This is a genomic window from Methylobacterium sp. 2A, assembly GCF_009806555.1.
Classification (GTDB): Bacteria; Pseudomonadota; Alphaproteobacteria; order Rhizobiales; family Beijerinckiaceae; genus Methylobacterium.
Map to the genome: position 1 here is coordinate 1 of NZ_VUOK01000033.1, position 17,444 is coordinate 17,444.

Sequence of the window (17,444 nt, forward strand, 5' to 3'; positions counted from 1 at the left end):
AGACGGCGCTAACCCGACCCATGACATTGCGTGCAATACGCTACCGTGCACTTTTACGTGGATGGGCCTTCTGAGCCAAGAAGGGCGCAGCACGCATGCGTATCGCGCTGCGCTGCATCAATCCGTTGTGCACCGCATGGTTCCAAGAATGGTGCCGCGCGATACAAGGCCCCACCGACCCAGCCCGTGAGATTGGGGGGCATAGAAGGGCTGGGCCGATGGGTGTCCCTTGGGAGGACAACCTATGTTGCGATGCGCAACCCAGTCCGTCAAAGCCCTAGAACGAGTAAGGGGTACGCCGCGGTGTCGCGGGCGTGGGCTTCTGCGATCCTCGTATTCGATAAGTCCGCCAGGCGACATCCGAGCGTCACGGCGGTATGCATCTCGTACTGCACCGTGAATGTAGGATCAAAACCATGAGTAAGAGTGCGAAAAAGACCGACGACGATCATGCGAGCGCGCTAGAGCAAGAGACCGATAAAGTCTCAGGCAAGATTGATGATGTGTTCCAGAAGCTCGCCAAGAAGCTCCGTGCCAAGGCTGAACACGCTAAAGGTAAAATTGATATGACGCAAAACAAGACGAAGCGCGCGATCCAGCTACGCCGCTTTGAATTGTACGCAGATGCCGCGAACCACCTTGAGGATCGGCTGGCCCACCGTAGCGATGTTCCTGACAACGGCAGCGACTAACCGATCTCTCGATTTATAACCTTGGGGTTGCATTAAACGCGTCGCTCATCGGAGTATGCGATCGGCCTACACCTGAATTGCGCGCAAGCTCCATAAGCTGCCCTTATGCGAATGGAGCACTACGGGAAGGTCGACGAACCGAGTGCCTTGAGTGCGGCCCTCACCTTGGCCAAGTCTCCAGCGGCAACATCCGCTACGATCGTTCGGCCTTTCTCTTCATTTCCATGAGTCTCCCAAATCCCTCTCGGTAGCTCATCCGCTCGCGGCCGCACCAATCCACGAACTCATTTACGTCGGCCACAGCCGCGCGAAGGTTGAACTGGCCGGCGGGACCGCTCGGACCCTGCTTCGCTTTGCGCTGGATGGTGGTCGTCTCTCGCGAGACGAAGCCCAGCTCATCGGCGATGCGATCGACCGCTGCCACGTCTTCGGCTTCGCGCCGGACTCGTTTGGGCTGTATGTCACCAAATCCGAATGACGTCTCGTCACTCACGCCGCTTCCCCTTTTGCCAGTTGACGAACAACGCCCACGACCTCGCCCGCGAGCTTGTTGGCATTCTCGGTCGCGGCCGGCACTCCACTCACCTTTTCTGGGTCCAGTTCAGCCAGCGTGTGCCGGTAGGCGAATAAGGCCTTGAAGGCGGCTCGCTCGTTCAAGTGCGTCGAGAGCACCGTGATCCCGTTGCGCTGCATCTCGGCCACGATCGCCTTTTCGGCTCGCGTCGGTATTGCCGGGGACGTGCGGGTGAACATGACCCGATAGGGAATCGGCCTCCGAATTACCTGTTCCTCTTCACGGATGAGGCCCACGGCGCGGGCGGCCTGCGCCGCGTCCACCGCGGAAGCTTGCATCGGAATGAGAACCAAGTCTGACCGGGACAGCGCCCGCGAAACCATTCGGCTTGCAGTGCCTTCCAAGTCTACCAAGACGAACTGACGCTCGGCGCTCTCGGCGTCGATCGCCGAGATGATCTCGCGTTCGCTAATCTCTGAGAGGACACGGAGACCGGGGCGCTCCTGGCCCTTCCCCCAGGCCGCGATTGGCTGGTTGGGGTCGCAGTCCAGGATGGTGACGGTTGCCCCCTTGCTGGCCAGTGTGGTGCCGACGACCAGAGCTGCAGTGGATTTGCCTGCCCCGCCTTTGGGGTTGGCAACCGAAATGACGGGCATGTCCAATCCATTGACAAGGCTCCGGCCCTAAATGAGCCGCACCGGTTCTGCGCTAGCCGTACTTCGTTAACAGAAGCCCAACCCTTATGTGACTCACTCAAATGATATCAAACGCATTCAGTTGCGTCCAGTTCGTTTCATTTTGGATGCTTCGGGATTCAGAAATAGCGATAAAGAGCGTTGAGAAAGAGCTTCGTTAGGGGCTCCGAGCGTGCGTGCCTACCCTTGCCTGCCATCGGTAACGACGCGCCGCCACGCTCCCGACGTTGACTTAACGGTGCAGCCCAGCCGACATGCCATGTCCGGTTGGCGCACGCCTCACGCGAGTCGCCGGAAGCATCAGGAGACCACGCCGCCGCAAGTCGACCCCTGAAAAGCCAACGGCCCCCCAGTCGCCAAACTGGAGGGCCGTCGAAATCGAAAAGGGCCTGTGAGGCCGCGTAGCTGCCCCTCACAAGCCATGAGACGCCCCCGGGCGTCAAGCGGGAACGCCAATTCCCGCGACGATGAGGCTTTGTCTTGTGGACCGGACGCCCCTGCGGCGGCTCGGAACGACCTGTTGCGGCCCGATGAGGGCCGAGAAACGTGTTTGCAGACGAAATCCGCCGCGCCATCGAGGCCGCGAGCCGAATCACCCTGCCGCAGGTTACGGCACTGCTGTGGCGCGCCTTCGGGGAGGGGAGGGTCACGGAGGTCGAGGCCGAGGCGCTGTCCGGCCTGATCGAGGCGCGCACGGACGCGCCCGCGGCTCGTCGGCTACCGGCGGGTCTACGACCCAGCCCTGAGGCTGCAATCGCGCCCACGTTCCAGGACGGCGCAGGAGCACCCAGGAGGGCCGTCGGCTCACGCCCGCGCACGGACGCCTCGCTGGAGCGTCGCCGCCGCTGGGCTGCCTCGGGGCGGCTGCCGCCGGGGCTCGCGGCCCAGTTCACCCTGGCTGAGCAGGCGGTGCTCGCCCTGGTCGCCACGGAAACCTCAAAGCGGGGCGATTGCCGGCTGGCCGTCGGTCAGCTCGCGGCGGTCGCGGGCGTGGCCGAGACCACCGTGCGCAACGCCCTGCGCGAGGCCAAGAAACTCGGGCTGGTCACCGTCGAGGAGCGGCGGGTGACCGGCTTCAGGAACGACACCAATATCGTGCGCATCGTCTCGCCCGAGTGGCAGGCGTGGATGCGGTTGGCGCGCAAGCCCGCTCGGGAACTCCTCAGCAGTAGGGATAACCGCGCCGCACCGAGCGGCGGGGGAGGGTGCAAATCCGCGAAGCGCACGAATACTGGAGTTCTTATCCTGTCAGAATCGGGGACAACGGAACCCTCAAAATGCTGCCGGAGGGCAGCGGGCGACCTCGACCGATCCGAGCAAACGCGAATCCGCGCGGGTCGTGGCACGGGCCGAGCTATGCGCTGAGGGTCTAACGCCGGACGGTCTGACGAACGCACGGGCTCGGTGGCGGCTCGACGGGAGGAGTCCGCCCGAACGCCGGTGAAGGCTCGATCGTCTCAGGGAACGAACGTCAGGATCAGATAGGATTCGCGGTCGAAGAGGGTGGAGCCCCACGCCTGCGCGCGGGCCGGTGGACAGGAACGAGAGGGAAGGGGGTGTCGGGACATCCGACACAAATCCCGAAAGGACGACCAGGACGAACGCTCCGGCGCCGACGCGCCAGGTGACCGCTCGGGCTCGCTCCGCTCCCCTCGCACCTCAGGAACTTCATCATGACCAACACCGTGCCTGCAGGCGCGCACGATCCCGCACGCCCACCAGCCCCACATGAGGGACTGGAAGCGCTGCTGGAGATCCTGCCGCACCGGTACAAGCCCGGCCTTCGGGCCCTGCTCTCGGGTCCCGGCCCCGATCGCCCGGGCTGGGGCCGCATCGACGTCCAGGAGGAATGGCTCGCCTCCGTGCTCGCCTTGATCGGGATGGGGCGATCCTGGTCCCAGCCAAGTCAGGGCGAGCCGATCCCAATCCGCATCGGCTACGACTACGACGCTCAGCGCGGGCCGCACCTCGTCGTCTCGGCCAGCGCCTGGCCGACGGCGGCCCAGGCCGCGGCGGATGCGGAGCTGCGGCAGAGCCTGGAGCGGCAGGGTCGGTGGCGTCCGAGCCGTGCCCCGGACACGCTGCGCCAGCTCTACGCTCTGGTGCCCGAGGCGGGCGGGCCATGTTGGGGTACGTTGGCACCCGGGCTCCTGGAGCTGCACGAGCGCCGGATCATCAGCCTCGCCGAGCGGCCGGTCGACTTCGAGGATGCCGATGCCGTGCACGAGGCCCTCAGGGAGGCCGCCAAGTTCGCCCACTTCGCCGGGCTGGACGCGGTGCTGATCGTCACGGGCGACCGCCGCATCGGTTGCCGCACATTCAGCGATCCCCGCGTCGTCGAGGCCGTCTGCGATCTCGGCACGCCGCTCCTGACCCTCGCCGGCCCGGCACCGACCCTCGTCGACGCGCTGGCTTGGCGCTCCTCGCCTGTCCCGGGCGCGGTGCTGGCCGCGATCGAGGCGACCCTGCGCGGTGAGCTCGCGCGAGCTGACCGCGCCCGTCTAGACCGCATCGCGGAGACGTTTGCCGGCCCCCCGACGGCCCCCGGCGACGCGGCGTGGCCCGACGCACCGTTCTGACCGGCCACACGGCCCGGGCGCGGCGCGGCCGGGCCTGCCAGGGGCGGCGCACGCCTGCCCGGATCCCACACGCCGCAGCCTCCCGCCGTGTTCGACGCAGGCCCGGGAGTTTGAGACGAAACGGACCGCCTCCGGACCTCGCCTGCGCTCGCCCGGGGCGGGGATGAGGGCGTCACAGGGCGAAACGGGGCTCACGCCTGAGAAACCCCCGAAGGACGGACGGCGCCCGACAGCGCCGGGACCGGGCTCCTTCGATCCCACACCCCACGAGGACAGCACCATGCACGACATCCACGCGCCCGGCGGCGCGCACCCATTCGCACGGCCCGCCTACCGCCCGACCGCGGTCCACGTCCAAGTGAGCGGGCCGCGCCCGTCCGACCCGGACTGGCGGCTCAGGGGTATAGGCCCGGGCGGGGCCGGACATGCCCACCTCTGGACCAGCGGCGCGCTCGCCGACCTGATCATGGATGCGGCCGGCTTCCTACCGCCGGCCGAGCCCGACGGCGGTCACAGCCTGGCGGTGTTCGCCTCCGGCGACGGTGGTGGCGGCATCATCCTCCGGCTGGTCCCGCAGCACGAGCTCCTCGCCGAGCAGGACGCCGCCGACCGGGCGACCCGCGCCGCGCTGATCGCCACGGGCGACCTCGACCGCCAGCGAGCCCTCGCCGATCCCGTCCGGGCACGGCGGTTGATGGTCCTGCACGATGACGGACCGGTGGGGGACAGCCCGGAGCCGCTGCTCCGCGATCTCGAGGCGAAGGGCATTACCGTGGTCAGCCGCGTACGGATCGACCCCGAGGATCTCGGCTCGCTTCAGGCCGCGCTAGAGGTCGTGCGCGACCACGTCACGTGGTGTCGGCCCGACGTCGTCGTCGTGGCTTGCGACCGCGAGCGCCGTGGCCTGCCGGTCCGGGCGCTGTCCGACTCACAGATCCTGGCGGAACTCGCCCGCCTGCCGGTTCCGGTGGCGACCCTGGCCGGGTCGCGTGGCGCCCTGATCGACGCGGTGGCGTGGCGCGTCTTCGCCGACGTGGACGATCTCGACGCATTCGTGATGGCGCTGCTCGCGCACGAGCTGCGCCTGGCCGAGCCCGATCGCCTCGAGACGATCGCCGACCTACTCACCGCCCCGGCCGCGACCGACGCCGCCTGAACGCCTCCCGGCCCCGCTGTCGCACCCCGGACGCGCACCGCGATCCGGATCCGCACGTCGCGGGATCGCCCCCAACCTGACTGCACCTGCACATGAGGTACCCATGACCACTGTCTCGACCCGCGAACCGGGCACCGATCCACCGACCACGCTCCCGGACCGCGTGCTTTCGCTGGCGACGTTCCTGCGGGAGTGCCACCACGCGGTCCGGAGGACCGAGTGGGTCGCCGCCACCGTCAGTCGGGTCGCCCCGGTCGCCGCGGGCCTGCGCCTCGATCTCGGCGAGGCCGAGGCCCGGACCCCGGCGGAGGCCGCGGCCTTGCGTGCGTTCATCCCCACCGAGCTGATCAGGACCCTGCGCGACACCGAAGGCGTCGTCCTCGACGCCGCCCTGCTGCAGGGCGCCCGGATCGTCGTCCAAGTCACGGTCGGAATCCACAAAGCCTACGGCTTCGAGGCTCGCGTCACGGCGATCGACCCACGGATCGTCGCGAAGATCATCGACCGCCAGGACGCGCTCGTGCGCGAGCGCCTGCGCGCCGAGGGGCTCTGGGACGCGCAAGGACGCCTGCCACCACCGCGGATCGTGAGGCGGATCATGGTGATCGCGCCGCGGGGCGCGGACGGGCTCGGCGACGTCGAACCGGGCCTGCGCCGCCTCGAGGCCGCCGGCGTCCTCGACCTGGTGATCACGCACGCTGCGTTCTCCGGCGTCGACGCGATCGGCGGCCTGATCGCGGCGCTCGGTCGGGCCGACGATCAGCGCAGCTGTCACGGGCTCGACCTGGTCTGGCTCATCCGAGGCGGCGGGGTCGCGTCCGAGTTCCGGCCATTCTGCGATCCCGAACTGCTACGGGCGGTGGCACGCCTGCGCATCCCGGTGTGGACAGGCCTGGGTCATGCCTCGACGCAGCCACTGATCCAAGAAGTCGCCGCACGCGCGTTCACGACGCCGACCGCCGCCCTGGCCGGACTGCACGATTGCCTGCGCGCCGAACTCAGTGCGGCCCGACGGGCGGAGGTCGAAGTGCGGTCCGCCGCCCGTGCGGTCCTGGCTGAAGCGCGGCCGCTGCTCGCGGCCCGGGTCGAGGCCGGCACGCACGCCGCCCGGGCCGCGGTCGCGGCGCGTCGGGCGGAGATCGCCCGGGCGGCGCACCGCGGCGAGGCCGCGCTCGCGGACGTGCGGTTCGAACTGCGCCATCGGCGGGCCGAACTCGACCGGCTCGCGCGGGAGTTCTCGGGCGCGCTGCGTGAGCTGCCCGCGACCCAGCGCGGTCTCCTGGCCGCGAGCGCACACGAGGCGCGGGGCCGGCTGCGCGAGGTCCTGCGCGGCGATACCCTCGAGCTCGGGCGGGTGCGTGGCACCAACGCGGCCCTGGCTTACGTCGAGCGCCAGCGCACCGAACTCGACCGCTACGAGCTCCAGGCCGTGTGTGCCCTGCAGCGGCTGGCCGGCACGGCGCGCGCGGCGCTGTCGCATCTGGCCGAGGGCGCCGCGGCGCTCGACCCGGAGGCGCTGCCCGGCCCGGGCTGGTGCCTCGCGCTCGACGACGATGGTGCGCCGCTCGCCACCGCCGCAGCACTGCGGGCGCAAGGCCGCGCCCACCTGATCTTCCGCGATGGCCCGGTCGCCGTCCGCGTGGAGGACACTACTCACCCCGGCGACCATTCCAAGCCGTCCCCGACGGCTGCTGACATGACCCTGTGAAGAGGACAACACCGATGAAATTCAAATCGTACCTGGAAGCGTACACGTTCGTGACCGAGGCCGCGAAGCACTTCAAAGAGGCCGGTCCGGCCGGCATTGATGGCGCGATCGAGCGCTACCGCCAATTCAAGGCGGCCTTAGCGGAGTGCCGCGACCGGTTGGACGCGCTGGAGCGGGAGATCGCCGGCGAGGAGGCGACGGGCTGACGAACGGATCGCCTGAATAAGCGACCTCAAGGTCCAGATCGACCGGTTCGCACGCGCCGCCAATTACCTGTATCGTACGACACGAAGACCGGTCCGGAAGGAGCCGGTCTTCACGTCTGAGCACCGATCCAAACCCCTAAATACCCCGGGTACGACACAGCGGTGGCGATGGGTTTTCCAGGATGGGGAGAGCCGCGACGGTAGGTCGAGTTCTTCCCAAAGCCGGTCTGAAAAGCCGTGTATCGTACGATACATTTAAGGATGAGATCGAACGTGAGCTTCTCGGTTCGTACCGCATAGCCATGTCGCCGACCGACCCGACCACGCGGACCTACATCGGACTGAGGCAGGCCTTCGCGTTCTTCAACGCCTGGCTATTCGCCGATCGTCTGCCGGACTGCCTGATCACCATGCAGCGCCGGAACCGGACCTACGGGTACTTCGCCGGCCGCCGCTTCAGCACGCGCGACGGCGTCGAGGTCACGGACGAGATCGCGCTCAACCCGAGCCGCTTCGCCGAGTGCTCGACCGAGGAGACGCTCGCGACGCTGGTGCGCGAGATGGTCCACTTGGAGCAGGAGCATTTCGGCACCCCGTCCCGCCCCGGCTACCACAACCGAGAATGGGCCGCGATGATGCGCGCGGTCGGGTTGATCCCGACAACGGGCGAGCCGGGCGGCAAGGCGACAGGGCAGCGGGTCGAGCATCGCATCGAACCGGGGGGACGGTTCGCGCTAGCCTGCGCCGAGCTGGTCGGGGAACGCGGCTTCATCGTGCCGTACGTCGAATGCACCGACGAGGCCGAGCACGCGGCACGGACGCGCAAGGCAGCGAGCAAGACCCGGTACACATGTCCAGCCTGCGAGGCCAACGCCTGGGCCAAGCCGGAGACACGACTCGTCTGTGGCACATGCCATCAGCCGATGCTGGCGTCACGGCGGCGGTGAGGACTGCCTCGACGCCCTCGCGCCCGTTTCGAATGGGCCGCCACAGGCAACGGAGCAACTCCGGCATCGACCCCGCAGGGGTTTGATCATGTTCGCTCGGGGCCTGTGCGGCGCTCGGGACGGATGACCCTCGGCGCGGTTGGTCGCCACGCTCGTATACCGCGCGATGGCGACCGTCGGGCCGGCTCTCTGCGCACGGCTCGGGCTGGACGATGTGAGGGCCGGGTCGTCACGAACCGGCCCCACGTTCCAGACATCTGTCGTACCCCGGAGAGCGCACCGGTGGCGCAGCGCGCAGCCTGGGTTGGATCGAGCACTCGGATCAGAACATCGTCTGTTGGGTTTCGCCCCGCTGGGCCACCGCCGGATCCGGCCGGCGGTCGCCGGACGGTTTGGTACTGGCAGCGTTCGCGGGATCCGTCGATACGACGCGGTCATGGAAGCCTCGAGCCACCCCAAGGAGCGCCGCCTTTTCAGCTTGATGCTTGGCTGCTGGACCCAGCGGCTCCGTAGGGGGGACCGCACGCGATGCCGGCGCCGGTGATCCACCGGTCGGCTCCGCGGTGGCAGGCGCGGTCACGTTGTCGGCCGTCGCAGGGGGCTGGGCTCGTGCGGCATCGCGCCCGTCCACCGGTCGTGCGGCGGATCCAGGGGATCCGGTGGCTGTGCTCGGGCCGCGTCCGACCACCGGATCGGCCGGTGCGGGCGATGAAACCGGAGCCTTGGCCGAACCAGCGGTTTCGCCGCGTGCCTGGACCGGTCCCTGGTCCACGCGCCGCTCGGGGTCGACCGGCTTCCGGACGCGTGCGTCGCCGGGCTTCGCCGGCGGCTTCCTGGTCTTGAGCGAGGTCGATACCGCAACCTTGTCGGCGTTGCCACAGCTTTGGCGTAGCGCGCGCTTCCTGACCAGCATCACCTCAATGTCCAGGGTTTTGGCTTGCTCGGCGTCGATGGTCAGGAACTTCGCGATCTCCTCGTCGCTGTAGCCCTCGCTACGAGCCTGGGCGACGGCGGGGCCGACCCCAGCGAGGTAGGCCCTCAGAGTCAGCGGCTGGGGTCGTGCCGCGGGTGGCTGCTCCATCATCGCCTGCAAGCTGGCTAGCCCGGCTGCGACGGCCCGGGCCAGGGCGTCGTCTGGATGTGTGTTCACGATCCGTCTCCGTTTTGGTCCCGGCCGCCGTCGAACCCGATGTCCGCGGTCGGTACGGGATACGGTCAAGCTAGGCACCGGCGAGCGGTTCGCGCAAGCGCCGCGGCGAAGATTTCATGGCTTGACGGAAGCGCGATTTCGGGCAGTACAAAGACGAAGCATTAGGAAAATTAGCTTTCGATTCGCATCGTCCGGATATCACCGTATGACGATACCGGTGATAGCTACGTAGGTAGCTCAAGAGGTGGTGAAAGCTGCGAATCGATACTGGATTTGACGTCGGTTCAACTTTGCGCAAGCCTAAGCGTAGCCGTACCGGCCGAGCGCCGGTCGGCTCACGGCCCGGTCGACGGCCGACCGGGTGACGCCAAGCAGCGCGAGGAACAGCCACGATGCGAACGAGCATGAGAACAACCCCCGGTCCTGCAACCGGGGCGAGGGCGCGGCGGGCCCCGCGGCGAGGAGGAAGGGGTGAGAGGGGGGCAGGTCGCCCCTCGCAACCCGCCGGTTGCGAGCGGTCGGCGGTCGTTCGGCGCGTCCCGCTTCTCACACCCGCCTCGCACTGCCGGGGCCGAGCCCCGGACCCTGATCCCAGAACCCTCCCCGAACACCTCCCCCAGAACCGCCCAATGAGGACAGCCCGATGACCGGATCCCGACGCTCCGAGAAGCGCCGTCGCACCGAGCAGGTGCAGCTGCGTCTCTACCCCGACGAACGCTTGCAGTACTCAGCCGAGGCCGCGATGGCCGGCCTGACCTTGGCCGCGCTGGCCCGCAGGCGGCTGGCTCAGCAGCACGTCGTCGCCCGCGTCGACGCCGAGTTGATCCGCGAGCTGCGCCGGCTCGGCGGTCAGCTGATTCAGACAAAGCACAAGCCCCACCTGGCGCATGAGGCGCGGCGCACCCTGGCCGAGATCGGCGCGGCGATCGCCCACTTGAGCGGGTACGCCGGACCGGCGCGATGATCTGTAAGCGGATGCCGTTGCGCGGGGACGGCACGGCGGTCGCCCGGCAGGTCGAGGACCTGCTCGGCTACGTCGACCGCGCCGGCCGCCAGGCCAGCCGGGGTGATCTCGTGGCGGTCGGCGGGCGCAACTTCGTCTCGACGGCGCGAGCGGGTCAGATGGGGGAGATGATCGCCACGCTGACCGCTTGTCCTCGCGCCCGCCGACCGCTGGAGCATCTCGTCCTGTCGTGGCGTCCGGACGAGCAGCCGGACCTGCGTCAGGTCGCTGAGGCGGTGGCGATCCTAGTGCGCGGGCTCGGGCTCGCCCGCCACCAGGCGCTGTGGGCGCTGCACGGCGACGCCGCGGGCGCGCACCTGCACCTCGTGGTCGCCCGGGTCGACCCGGACACCAAACGGCCGGCGAAAATCCGGCTGTTCATCAACGCACTCGACCGGGCGGTGGCCCGGATCGAACACGCACAGGGCTGGCAGCCCGAGGCCAACGCGCGGTTCCGCGTGGTCGACGGCATCACAAAACAGAGGAGAGACGACGATGGCGGACGGGACGGGTACGACGACTTTGAGTGGGAACGGGACGGCGTTGCCGGCCACCGTGGACGGGCTGCTCACGGTCTCGGCACGGGAGGCCCAGGCGGCGCATCGGGGAACAGACGCGATCCTGACGATGATGCGGCAGGGCGGGGGCGAGCCGGATCCGGACGATCCCGCCGCGGCGATCGCCGAGATGCTGATGCAGGCCGAGGAGCGGGACGCGGCGATGGCGGACGCGATCACGGCGATGCGTGGCATCCTGGACGAGCTGAGCGACATCGCGACGAAGATCCGGGCCGAGCAGGCGCAGGCGGCCGCGCGCGAGCAGCAGCTACATCAAGCAACCCAAGCGCAGACACAGCGGCTGGAGCAGTTCCTCAGCATGGTCCGGATCCTGCCGTCGGCCAACCCCGGGGCCGGTGGGCCGCACTGAGGCTGCGGGCCGCCTACTGGGAGCGGCGGCTCGGCTCGGACCTCGACTGGGTCCGGCCGACGACTGAGCCGGATCGCGAAGCCGGGGTCCTGCGCCGGGCGCGCGCCCGCGCCCGGCTCGCCATCATGGTCGGCGACGATGCGCCGGCCCGGATCGCCCGCAAGACCCTGGCCGTGCGCCTGCGCGGCGCGCATCCCGGCCGGTGGGACGACCTGCCCCTCGCCCGCACCCTGACCGAGGCCGACACCCTATCGGCGCCGGCCGCGGCCCGGGAGGTGCGCCGGGGCGAGCGCAGCCCCGAGCGCGTCGCGATCGAGGTCGCCGGACCGCTGATCGACGCGGCCGCGTCCTGGCCGGCGCTGCACGCCGCGCTCGCCCGCGAGGGGATCGCCTACCGGCGCAAGGGCTCCGGGGCGGTGCTGCTGGTCGGCGGGGTGGCCGTCAAGGCCTCGACCTACCGCCGGGCCGCACTCGGCGCCCTGATTGGACGGCTGGGGCCCTATCGGGCCGCACCCGACGAAGCGACGGGGACGGCTCCGATGCGCGGCATCGAGGCCGCGCCCGGGACCGACCCACGCGTGTTCGAGGCGCTCCGGCGCGACCGAGGTGTGGTTGGACGTGCGCGTGCGCGGTTCGCCGAGGCCTGCGCGCCGCTGCCGCTGACGTCGTGGCGGGCTGCGGCCCTGCTCGGAGAGCCTCCGCGCGCCGCCCCGGATGCCCGGGCGGTGGCGGATCGGCTCGGCCTGCCACGACCGCGCCTGGCCCCGGTGGCCCGCCCACAGTTGACGCCGGTCCATCCGGGCTCGGCGCTCGGCACCTGCCACGCGGCACTGCGGGCCGAGCGCTACGGCGCGCTGATCCGGATGCCGCCGGCCGGACCGTCGCCGAACCCGGAAACGGCCGCTGCCGCCGCTGGAGATCGGGCGCGGGCCGAGCCGTACGACCGCCTGCTGCAGGTCCCGCTCGGCCCGCTGGCCGCGGTGGAGGCGGCGTGGCCGCGGATCGCGGCGCTGGCACGCCTCGGCGCGAGCGTGCAGCTGCTCTTCGCCGCGCGCGACCAGCACCATGTCGTGCTGCGCGATCTGGACGCCCACGGGCTCGCCCGGCTGCGGGCCGATGGTCACACCCCCGCCCTGGTGATCGAGGGCCGTCCAAGCCGGTTCGAGGCGGTGCTGCGCGCGTCGAGGCTCAGAAGGCCCATCCACGTAAAAGTGCACGGTAGCGTATTGCACGCAATGTCATGGGTCGGGTTAGCGCCGTCTGTCAGAGCGACTTCCCGAGGACTGCCTGGAGGCCGAGCTCGAGATCGCTCATGCCCATGATGCGGTCGATGGTGCCCTTGCGCAGCTCGCGGGCCAGCGCCAGGACCTCCGCGGTGACGGCCCGTAATTCTTGATTCTGTTTCTCCATCCGGTCCAGTTCGCCGATATGATCCGCTGAGGGACTTTCGCTTCGCCAGCGGCGGATCTGCTGGGTATAGATGTCGACGAACTCGAGTTGTTCGCCGTAAACCCGGTCGACCCGATCGATGGTGGCATCATCGAGCACATGCGGCCGCGCCCTTGCCTGGGTCAGCGTTCCGAGTTGATCGCGCGAGTCGGTCAGGGCGCCGGCGATCATGTTGGCGATGAGCGGCATGAGGGTGATCGGCTGCCAGTTCACTGGCTCGGAATGCGGCATGGAGGCTTCCTTTTGCTCAGGCCATGACGGGTTGAGGCGTCGCTTCGGCGCGCCGGCGGGGAGACTGGAAGTAGCTGCCGTTGGGAATGACATGGGCGTGCGCCAGCGGCGACACGCGGGCCAGGTCCTCGTCCTTCACCTCCTGCCCGGCGGCGCGGAACTGGTCGAGGGTGCGGGCGATGTGGATGGTGTTCCAGATCAGCACGGCGTTGGAGAGCAGGCTGAGGCAGCTGGCCTTGTTCATCACCTCCTCGTAGTCGCCGGAGCGGAAGCCGCCCTGGTTGGCGAAGAACAGCCACTTGGCGAGGATGTGGCGGAACTCGCCGCGATTGAGCTGCAGCTGGATGGCCGCGCGAAGTGGCTCCTCATGGATGTAGCGCAGGATGTGCAGCGTCTTCATCAGGCGTCCGAGCGCTCTGAGCGCGCCGGCGAGGCGGTCGGAACCGTTGGCGTTGGCCAGACGCTGCATGACGACGTGGGCCGGGGTCAGCCGGTCCCGCAGCGAGGCGACGAGGCGCACCAGCTGGTCCCACTGCTCGGCGATGAGATCGAGGTCGACCTTGCCGCGAAGCAGCGGCTGGAGCGGACCGTAGTCGGCCGTGCGGTCGACGCGGCAGAGAACCTGGTCGGGCAGGTCCTTCAGTCGCGGCATGTAGGCGATGCCCAAAAGCGCGCACAATCCGAACAGGTGTTCCGTGAACCCGTGCGTGTCTGACATGTGCTCGCGGATCGGCAGGGCGGTGTCGTTGTCGAGAATGCCGCCGAGCACGAAGCCCGCCTCGCGCGGGACGCAGGAGATCGCCTGGGTGGCGTAGACGCTGTGCTGGTCGGAGGTGTGGGTGTAGAGCGCCAGCGCCCGGTCGTAATAGCCGAAGTAGCGCGGATAGAAGCTGCCAAGCAGGCCGTCGCGCTCGACCGCGAACCGTTGGCCGTCGGAGGAAGAGCGGCTGCCGTCGCCCCAGACGGCGCTGAGCTTCAGGCCGTGATGATGATCGACCAGGATGGTGTTGGCCGCCTTGAGCGTGGCGTCGCGCAGGAACCAGCGACTGGTGTCCTGCAGCGTCTCGGCGGTGAGGTCATCGACGCTCTGGCTCATCGTGGCGAGGCCGAGATTGGTGCCGTGGGCGATCAGGGTGGCGAGCAGCGAGCGATGCTGGTCGGCGCCGCGCGGCTCGTACCCGCCGAGCGGCTGGAAGGCTCGCGTGAAGCCGCACCATTCGTCGACGTCCTGCAGGAGATCCTCGATGCGAACCCGGGGCAGACTGGCGCTGATGCTGGTGCGCAGCCGACGCAGGGCGCGCGGGACCGGCAGCGCGTCCCGCCGCTTGAGCTTGAGCCGGCCATTGCGGACGCTGGCGAAGCGGTTGCCGGGCAAGCCGCGGGCCGCGGCTTTCGCCGCCTGGTCGAGCTCGGCGGCGATCCGGGTCAGGAACACTCGCCCGTCGAGCGGAAGGTCGAGGCGCCGATAGGCCTCGGTGCGGGTCTCTCGCCAGTTCCGGTCGTCATAGATCAGGTTCCAGAAGGAGACGTGATCGCGGCTTTGCGCCAGGAACAGGCTGCCGGCGCGCAGGGCATCGCGCACCTCCAAGGCCAGCGAGATCTCCCAGATGGCGCGGTCGAGCTTGCCGTCGCTGACCAGGTGAGGCCGCCATTCCTTCTGCACGAAGTCGTGTGGATCGTCGGGCGTCAGCGCGCCGCGCCTGCCGGCATCGAGCCCGAGCGAGATCTCGATCGCCTGGACCAGGGTCTCGCTTCCGGCGGCGGCCTGGAATGGCAGAGCGAGGAACGCCGGCAGATATTGGCGCAGCGTCCCGTAGCGCGCCAGCATGGCGTCGAGATGCCCGCGGGTCTCCAGCCGCTCATAGGCCCGGCAAGCCCGGCTCGCCTCGACCAGCGCCGGCGTGCCCAGCGCGTCGCGGAAGGCGGCGACGGTCTCATCGCCATCGGCCTCCACCAGCGCATCGACCGCGCCGAGGACGCAGGTCAGCCCGTCACGAGAGCGGCGGCGCAGGCTCTTGCGCTGCTTCTCCACCGCATTGCGCGATCGCCGGTTCATGCCGGTCAGGAACAAATCGTTCATCGCGACGAGCTGGTCGAGCAGCGTTTTGCGGGCCTCGACCAGGTAGCAGGCGACGAGCGCGTCACGCTTGGGCTTGGCGAAGCGACGGAGGTCGCCGGCATCGTAGCGGCGGCCCAACTGGCCGAGCTGGCGCACGATCCGCGGATCGAGGTCCTCCAGCCCGGCGCCGGTGTCGAGAAGATCCTCGATCAGCCGCAGGCGGACGATGTCGCCCTTGATCGTCGCGGCACTGGCCGACTTCGGATAGTCCTTGAGCCGGAACAGGCTGGAGCGCGCGTCCCCTTCCGGCACTTCGATCAGAAGATCGATGGCGGCGCGGAAGTTCGCCGGCAATCGGCTGGTGACCGTTTCGTAGAGACGGGTCGTGGCGTGCGTCACCTCGGCCGTGATCAGCCGGTCGAGCGTGCTGGCCGCCGGAAGCATGATCCCCCAGCCGCGCAGCCGGTCCTCGGCGCGCAGCCTGAGGTCGGCGGCGGTGCGGCCCTCGATGGCGCCCTGACGCAGCCAGTCCCGCAGATCGGCGGCGACCTGACGATCGAAGCCGCGCAGGCCGAGATGGCGGCGAATGCGTAACGCCTGGGTGCGCTCCGTCTGCGTCCGCCCCGGTCGGTCGAGGAACAGCACCGGCGCCAGGCCGAGCTGGCGCGAGAGGTGATTGACGATCTTGATCGGCGCGTGCCGGTAATCATCGAGAAAGCGGCCGTGGGTTCGCAGCACGCAGAGCTGCACGGCGAAGCGGCGGCGATGGTCGGAGCCGCGGCACCGGACGATCTCGGCCAGATCCGAAGGCGTCAGGCTCCAGTGCCGCGCCAGTTCGTCCTCGCTCGGGTCGGCCGCAATTGGCGGTCGCCGCCGGTCTCGCGTCGTCGTGGCTGCGGGATCATCCATCGACATTCAGGTGCGAGCGCTCCAGGTCGGCCGCCAGATCATCGCGTGAGGGTCGCGTATAAATGGCGGTCGTGTCGAGTGAATCATGGCCGAGCAGGCTGGCCAGCTCGACCAGCTTGCCTGGATTGTCGCGCAGATAGCCGAGCGCAAAGGTATGACGCAGCGTGTGCGCCGACACGGCAACCCGCTTCAGGCGGGCCCGCCGGGCAAGGCTGGTGACGACGGCCTGGATCGTGCGCACCGGCATCGCCGTTTCCCGGCTGCTGACGAACAGGGCCGCATCCTTGCCCGGCGCCTGGCGACGGTCGAGATGCTGCCTGAGGGCGCGGCGCACGGTGGCGTTCAGCGGCACCTCGCGCGCCTTGAGGCCCTTGCCGTGCCGAATGCGCACGCTGCCGGAGCGGTCGTTCATGGTGATGTCGGCCACACGCAGGGCGGCGACCTCGCCGACGCGCAAGCCCGCCTGGAGCAGGAGCTGCGCCATCGCGTAATTGCGCGCTGCAAGGCCGTGAGAGGAGGCGCCGGCGGCGCGCAACAGGGCGTGGACCTCGATGTCGGTCAGGCCGACGGGCTGGCGATTGCGTTCGGTGCGCATGGGCCGGACGTCGCGCGCGACGTCGGCGGCCAGGACTCCGGTCCCGCGCGCCCATCGGCACAACCGGCGCAGGGCGTCCAGCCGGCGGTTGACCGTGGCGGGGCGTCGACCGGCGGCGACCATGTGCTGGCGGTAGGCGATCAGTTCGTACTCGGCGAGGCCATCGAGGGTGAAGGCATCGTCCTGGACCGTTCGGTGCCAGGCGAGGAAATGGCGCAGGTCGTAGCGGTAGCCGCGCAGGGTCGCCGGCGCGAGATCGTCGCGGGCCAGATTGGCAAGGAACGGCGCCATCCATTCCGCCTCGTCAAGGGCCTCCGCGTCCGCTGCATGTATTGCACGCAAAGTCATCCCCCGCGTTAGCCACCCCGTTTGTTGCGTGCAAGATGCCACGGCGAGCAGCAACAATCCAGCCAATGCAGATTGCACGCCATTATTGCACGCAACAAAACGAGGAATGGATCGAAATCACGCTAAAATGAGCAGAGTCCGGCCCATCGGCACCCGAAATCGCTCCAAACGGCTGTCGTTAACGTGCGTTTTTACGAGGCGGGGCCTTCTGACCCCGGTACGACGCGAAGGCACCTTAGAACGCGCCGCCTCCCCTCCGTGACATCCGGCCGAACG

17 protein-coding genes are annotated in these 17,444 nt (G+C 69.1%); 10 read left to right on the plus strand and 7 right to left on the minus strand.

Going from position 1 to position 17,444, the window contains the following annotated elements:
* The first annotated feature begins 416 nt into the window (after window positions 1–416).
* On the plus strand, window positions 417–692 hold the full coding sequence (locus FVE89_RS16055) for a hypothetical protein (protein ID WP_160534967.1): 276 nt from the start codon (window positions 417–419) through the stop codon (window positions 690–692).
* Between the two features lie 193 nt (window positions 693–885).
* Here FVE89_RS16055 and FVE89_RS16060 read toward each other — a convergent pair whose 3' ends face one another.
* Complete coding sequence (locus FVE89_RS16060) at window positions 886–1,185, minus strand: hypothetical protein (RefSeq protein WP_160534968.1); 300 nt, start codon at window positions 1,183–1,185, stop codon at window positions 886–888.
* Window positions 1,182–1,862, minus strand: a complete 681-nt coding sequence (locus FVE89_RS16065; protein WP_160534989.1) for a ParA family protein — start codon at window positions 1,860–1,862, stop codon at window positions 1,182–1,184. The genes FVE89_RS16060 and FVE89_RS16065 overlap by 4 nt, the downstream gene beginning before the upstream one ends.
* Before the next feature lie 585 nt (window positions 1,863–2,447).
* Here FVE89_RS16065 and FVE89_RS16070 point away from each other — a divergent pair.
* The 6 genes from FVE89_RS16070 (at window position 2,448) to FVE89_RS16095 (ending at window position 8,497) form a co-directional block, all read left to right on the plus strand.
* Window positions 2,448–3,266, plus strand: a complete 819-nt coding sequence (locus FVE89_RS16070; protein WP_160534969.1) for a GntR family transcriptional regulator — start codon at window positions 2,448–2,450, stop codon at window positions 3,264–3,266.
* Window positions 3,267–3,574: 308 nt separating this feature from the next.
* Window positions 3,575–4,480: a hypothetical protein gene (locus FVE89_RS16075; RefSeq protein ID WP_160534970.1), complete on the plus strand. Its 906-nt coding sequence runs from the start codon at window positions 3,575–3,577 to the stop codon at window positions 4,478–4,480.
* A 280-nt stretch (window positions 4,481–4,760) separates the two neighbouring features.
* Window positions 4,761–5,636, plus strand: coding sequence for a hypothetical protein (locus FVE89_RS16080; RefSeq protein WP_160534971.1), 876 nt, complete (start codon window positions 4,761–4,763; stop codon window positions 5,634–5,636).
* Window positions 5,637–5,739: 103 nt separating this feature from the next.
* On the plus strand, window positions 5,740–7,344 hold the full coding sequence (locus FVE89_RS16085; protein WP_160534972.1) for an exodeoxyribonuclease VII large subunit: 1,605 nt from the start codon (window positions 5,740–5,742) through the stop codon (window positions 7,342–7,344).
* 14 nt (window positions 7,345–7,358) lie between these two features.
* Complete coding sequence (locus FVE89_RS16090; RefSeq protein WP_160534973.1) at window positions 7,359–7,550, plus strand: hypothetical protein; 192 nt, start codon at window positions 7,359–7,361, stop codon at window positions 7,548–7,550.
* A gap of 302 nt (window positions 7,551–7,852) precedes the next feature.
* A complete protein-coding gene (locus FVE89_RS16095; RefSeq protein ID WP_160534974.1) occupies window positions 7,853–8,497 on the plus strand; it encodes a SprT-like domain-containing protein in 645 nt (214 codons plus the stop codon).
* A gap of 322 nt (window positions 8,498–8,819) precedes the next feature.
* On the opposite strand, the gene FVE89_RS16100 is transcribed toward FVE89_RS16095, so the two are convergent.
* Window positions 8,820–9,647, minus strand: coding sequence for a hypothetical protein (locus FVE89_RS16100; RefSeq protein ID WP_160534975.1), 828 nt, complete (start codon window positions 9,645–9,647; stop codon window positions 8,820–8,822).
* Between the two features lie 643 nt (window positions 9,648–10,290).
* On the opposite strand from FVE89_RS16100, the gene FVE89_RS16105 reads away from it, so the two are divergent.
* Window positions 10,291–10,611: a hypothetical protein gene (locus FVE89_RS16105; protein ID WP_160534976.1), complete on the plus strand. Its 321-nt coding sequence runs from the start codon at window positions 10,291–10,293 to the stop codon at window positions 10,609–10,611.
* Window positions 10,612–10,895: 284 nt separating this feature from the next.
* Here the strand turns inward: FVE89_RS16105 and FVE89_RS31195 are convergent, their stop codons facing one another.
* The gene (locus tag FVE89_RS31195; RefSeq protein ID WP_246730871.1) at window positions 10,896–11,204 is read right to left on the minus strand and encodes a hypothetical protein; all 309 of its coding nucleotides are present in this window, start codon (window positions 11,202–11,204) and stop codon (window positions 10,896–10,898) included.
* Between FVE89_RS31195 and FVE89_RS31200 the strand changes: the two genes are divergently transcribed.
* Both FVE89_RS31200 and FVE89_RS31205 read left to right on the plus strand, forming a co-directional pair.
* Entirely contained in the window at window positions 11,194–11,577 is a 384-nt protein-coding gene (locus FVE89_RS31200; RefSeq protein WP_246730873.1) for a hypothetical protein, read from the plus strand. The genes FVE89_RS31195 and FVE89_RS31200 overlap by 11 nt on opposite strands.
* 125 nt (window positions 11,578–11,702) lie before the next feature.
* Window positions 11,703–12,899: a DNA-primase RepB domain-containing protein gene (locus FVE89_RS31205; protein WP_246730875.1), complete on the plus strand. Its 1,197-nt coding sequence runs from the start codon at window positions 11,703–11,705 to the stop codon at window positions 12,897–12,899.
* Here the strand turns inward: FVE89_RS31205 and FVE89_RS16115 are convergent.
* Genes FVE89_RS16115 through FVE89_RS16125 form a run of 3 tightly spaced genes read right to left on the minus strand, consistent with a single transcriptional unit; the run spans window position 12,841 to window position 17,111 of the window.
* On the minus strand, window positions 12,841–13,257 hold the full coding sequence (locus FVE89_RS16115; protein WP_053609086.1) for a hypothetical protein: 417 nt from the start codon (window positions 13,255–13,257) through the stop codon (window positions 12,841–12,843). The genes FVE89_RS31205 and FVE89_RS16115 overlap by 59 nt on opposite strands.
* Window positions 13,258–13,273: 16 nt before the next feature.
* Window positions 13,274–16,225, minus strand: a complete 2,952-nt coding sequence (locus FVE89_RS16120) for a Tn3 family transposase (RefSeq protein ID WP_160534978.1) — start codon at window positions 16,223–16,225, stop codon at window positions 13,274–13,276.
* A complete protein-coding gene (locus tag FVE89_RS16125) occupies window positions 16,218–17,111 on the minus strand; it encodes a tyrosine-type recombinase/integrase (protein ID WP_053608544.1) in 894 nt (297 codons plus the stop codon). The genes FVE89_RS16120 and FVE89_RS16125 overlap by 8 nt, the downstream gene beginning before the upstream one ends.
* Window positions 17,112–17,444 lie beyond the last annotated feature (333 nt).

Bases quoted from the DNA above. Each gene is read 5' to 3' on its own strand.
- FVE89_RS16105 (WP_160534976.1), top strand. From the start codon at position 10,291: ATGACCGGATCCCGACGCTCCGAGAAGCGCCGTCGCACCGAGCAGGTG.
- FVE89_RS16065 (WP_160534989.1), bottom strand. From the start codon at position 1,862: ATGCCCGTCATTTCGGTTGCCAACCCCAAAGGCGGGGCAGGCAAATCC.
- FVE89_RS16085 (WP_160534972.1), top strand. From the start codon at position 5,740: ATGACCACTGTCTCGACCCGCGAACCGGGCACCGATCCACCGACCACG.
- FVE89_RS16115 (WP_053609086.1), bottom strand. From the start codon at position 13,257: ATGCCGCATTCCGAGCCAGTGAACTGGCAGCCGATCACCCTCATGCCG.
- FVE89_RS31205 (WP_246730875.1), top strand. From the start codon at position 11,703: ATGGTCGGCGACGATGCGCCGGCCCGGATCGCCCGCAAGACCCTGGCC.
- FVE89_RS16075 (WP_160534970.1), top strand. From the start codon at position 3,575: ATGACCAACACCGTGCCTGCAGGCGCGCACGATCCCGCACGCCCACCA.
- FVE89_RS16120 (WP_160534978.1), bottom strand. From the start codon at position 16,225: ATGGATGATCCCGCAGCCACGACGACGCGAGACCGGCGGCGACCGCCA.
- FVE89_RS16055 (WP_160534967.1), top strand. From the start codon at position 417: ATGAGTAAGAGTGCGAAAAAGACCGACGACGATCATGCGAGCGCGCTA.
- FVE89_RS16080 (WP_160534971.1), top strand. From the start codon at position 4,761: ATGCACGACATCCACGCGCCCGGCGGCGCGCACCCATTCGCACGGCCC.
- FVE89_RS16090 (WP_160534973.1), top strand. From the start codon at position 7,359: ATGAAATTCAAATCGTACCTGGAAGCGTACACGTTCGTGACCGAGGCC.
- FVE89_RS16095 (WP_160534974.1), top strand. From the start codon at position 7,853: ATGTCGCCGACCGACCCGACCACGCGGACCTACATCGGACTGAGGCAG.
- FVE89_RS16125 (WP_053608544.1), bottom strand. From the start codon at position 17,111: ATGGCGCCGTTCCTTGCCAATCTGGCCCGCGACGATCTCGCGCCGGCG.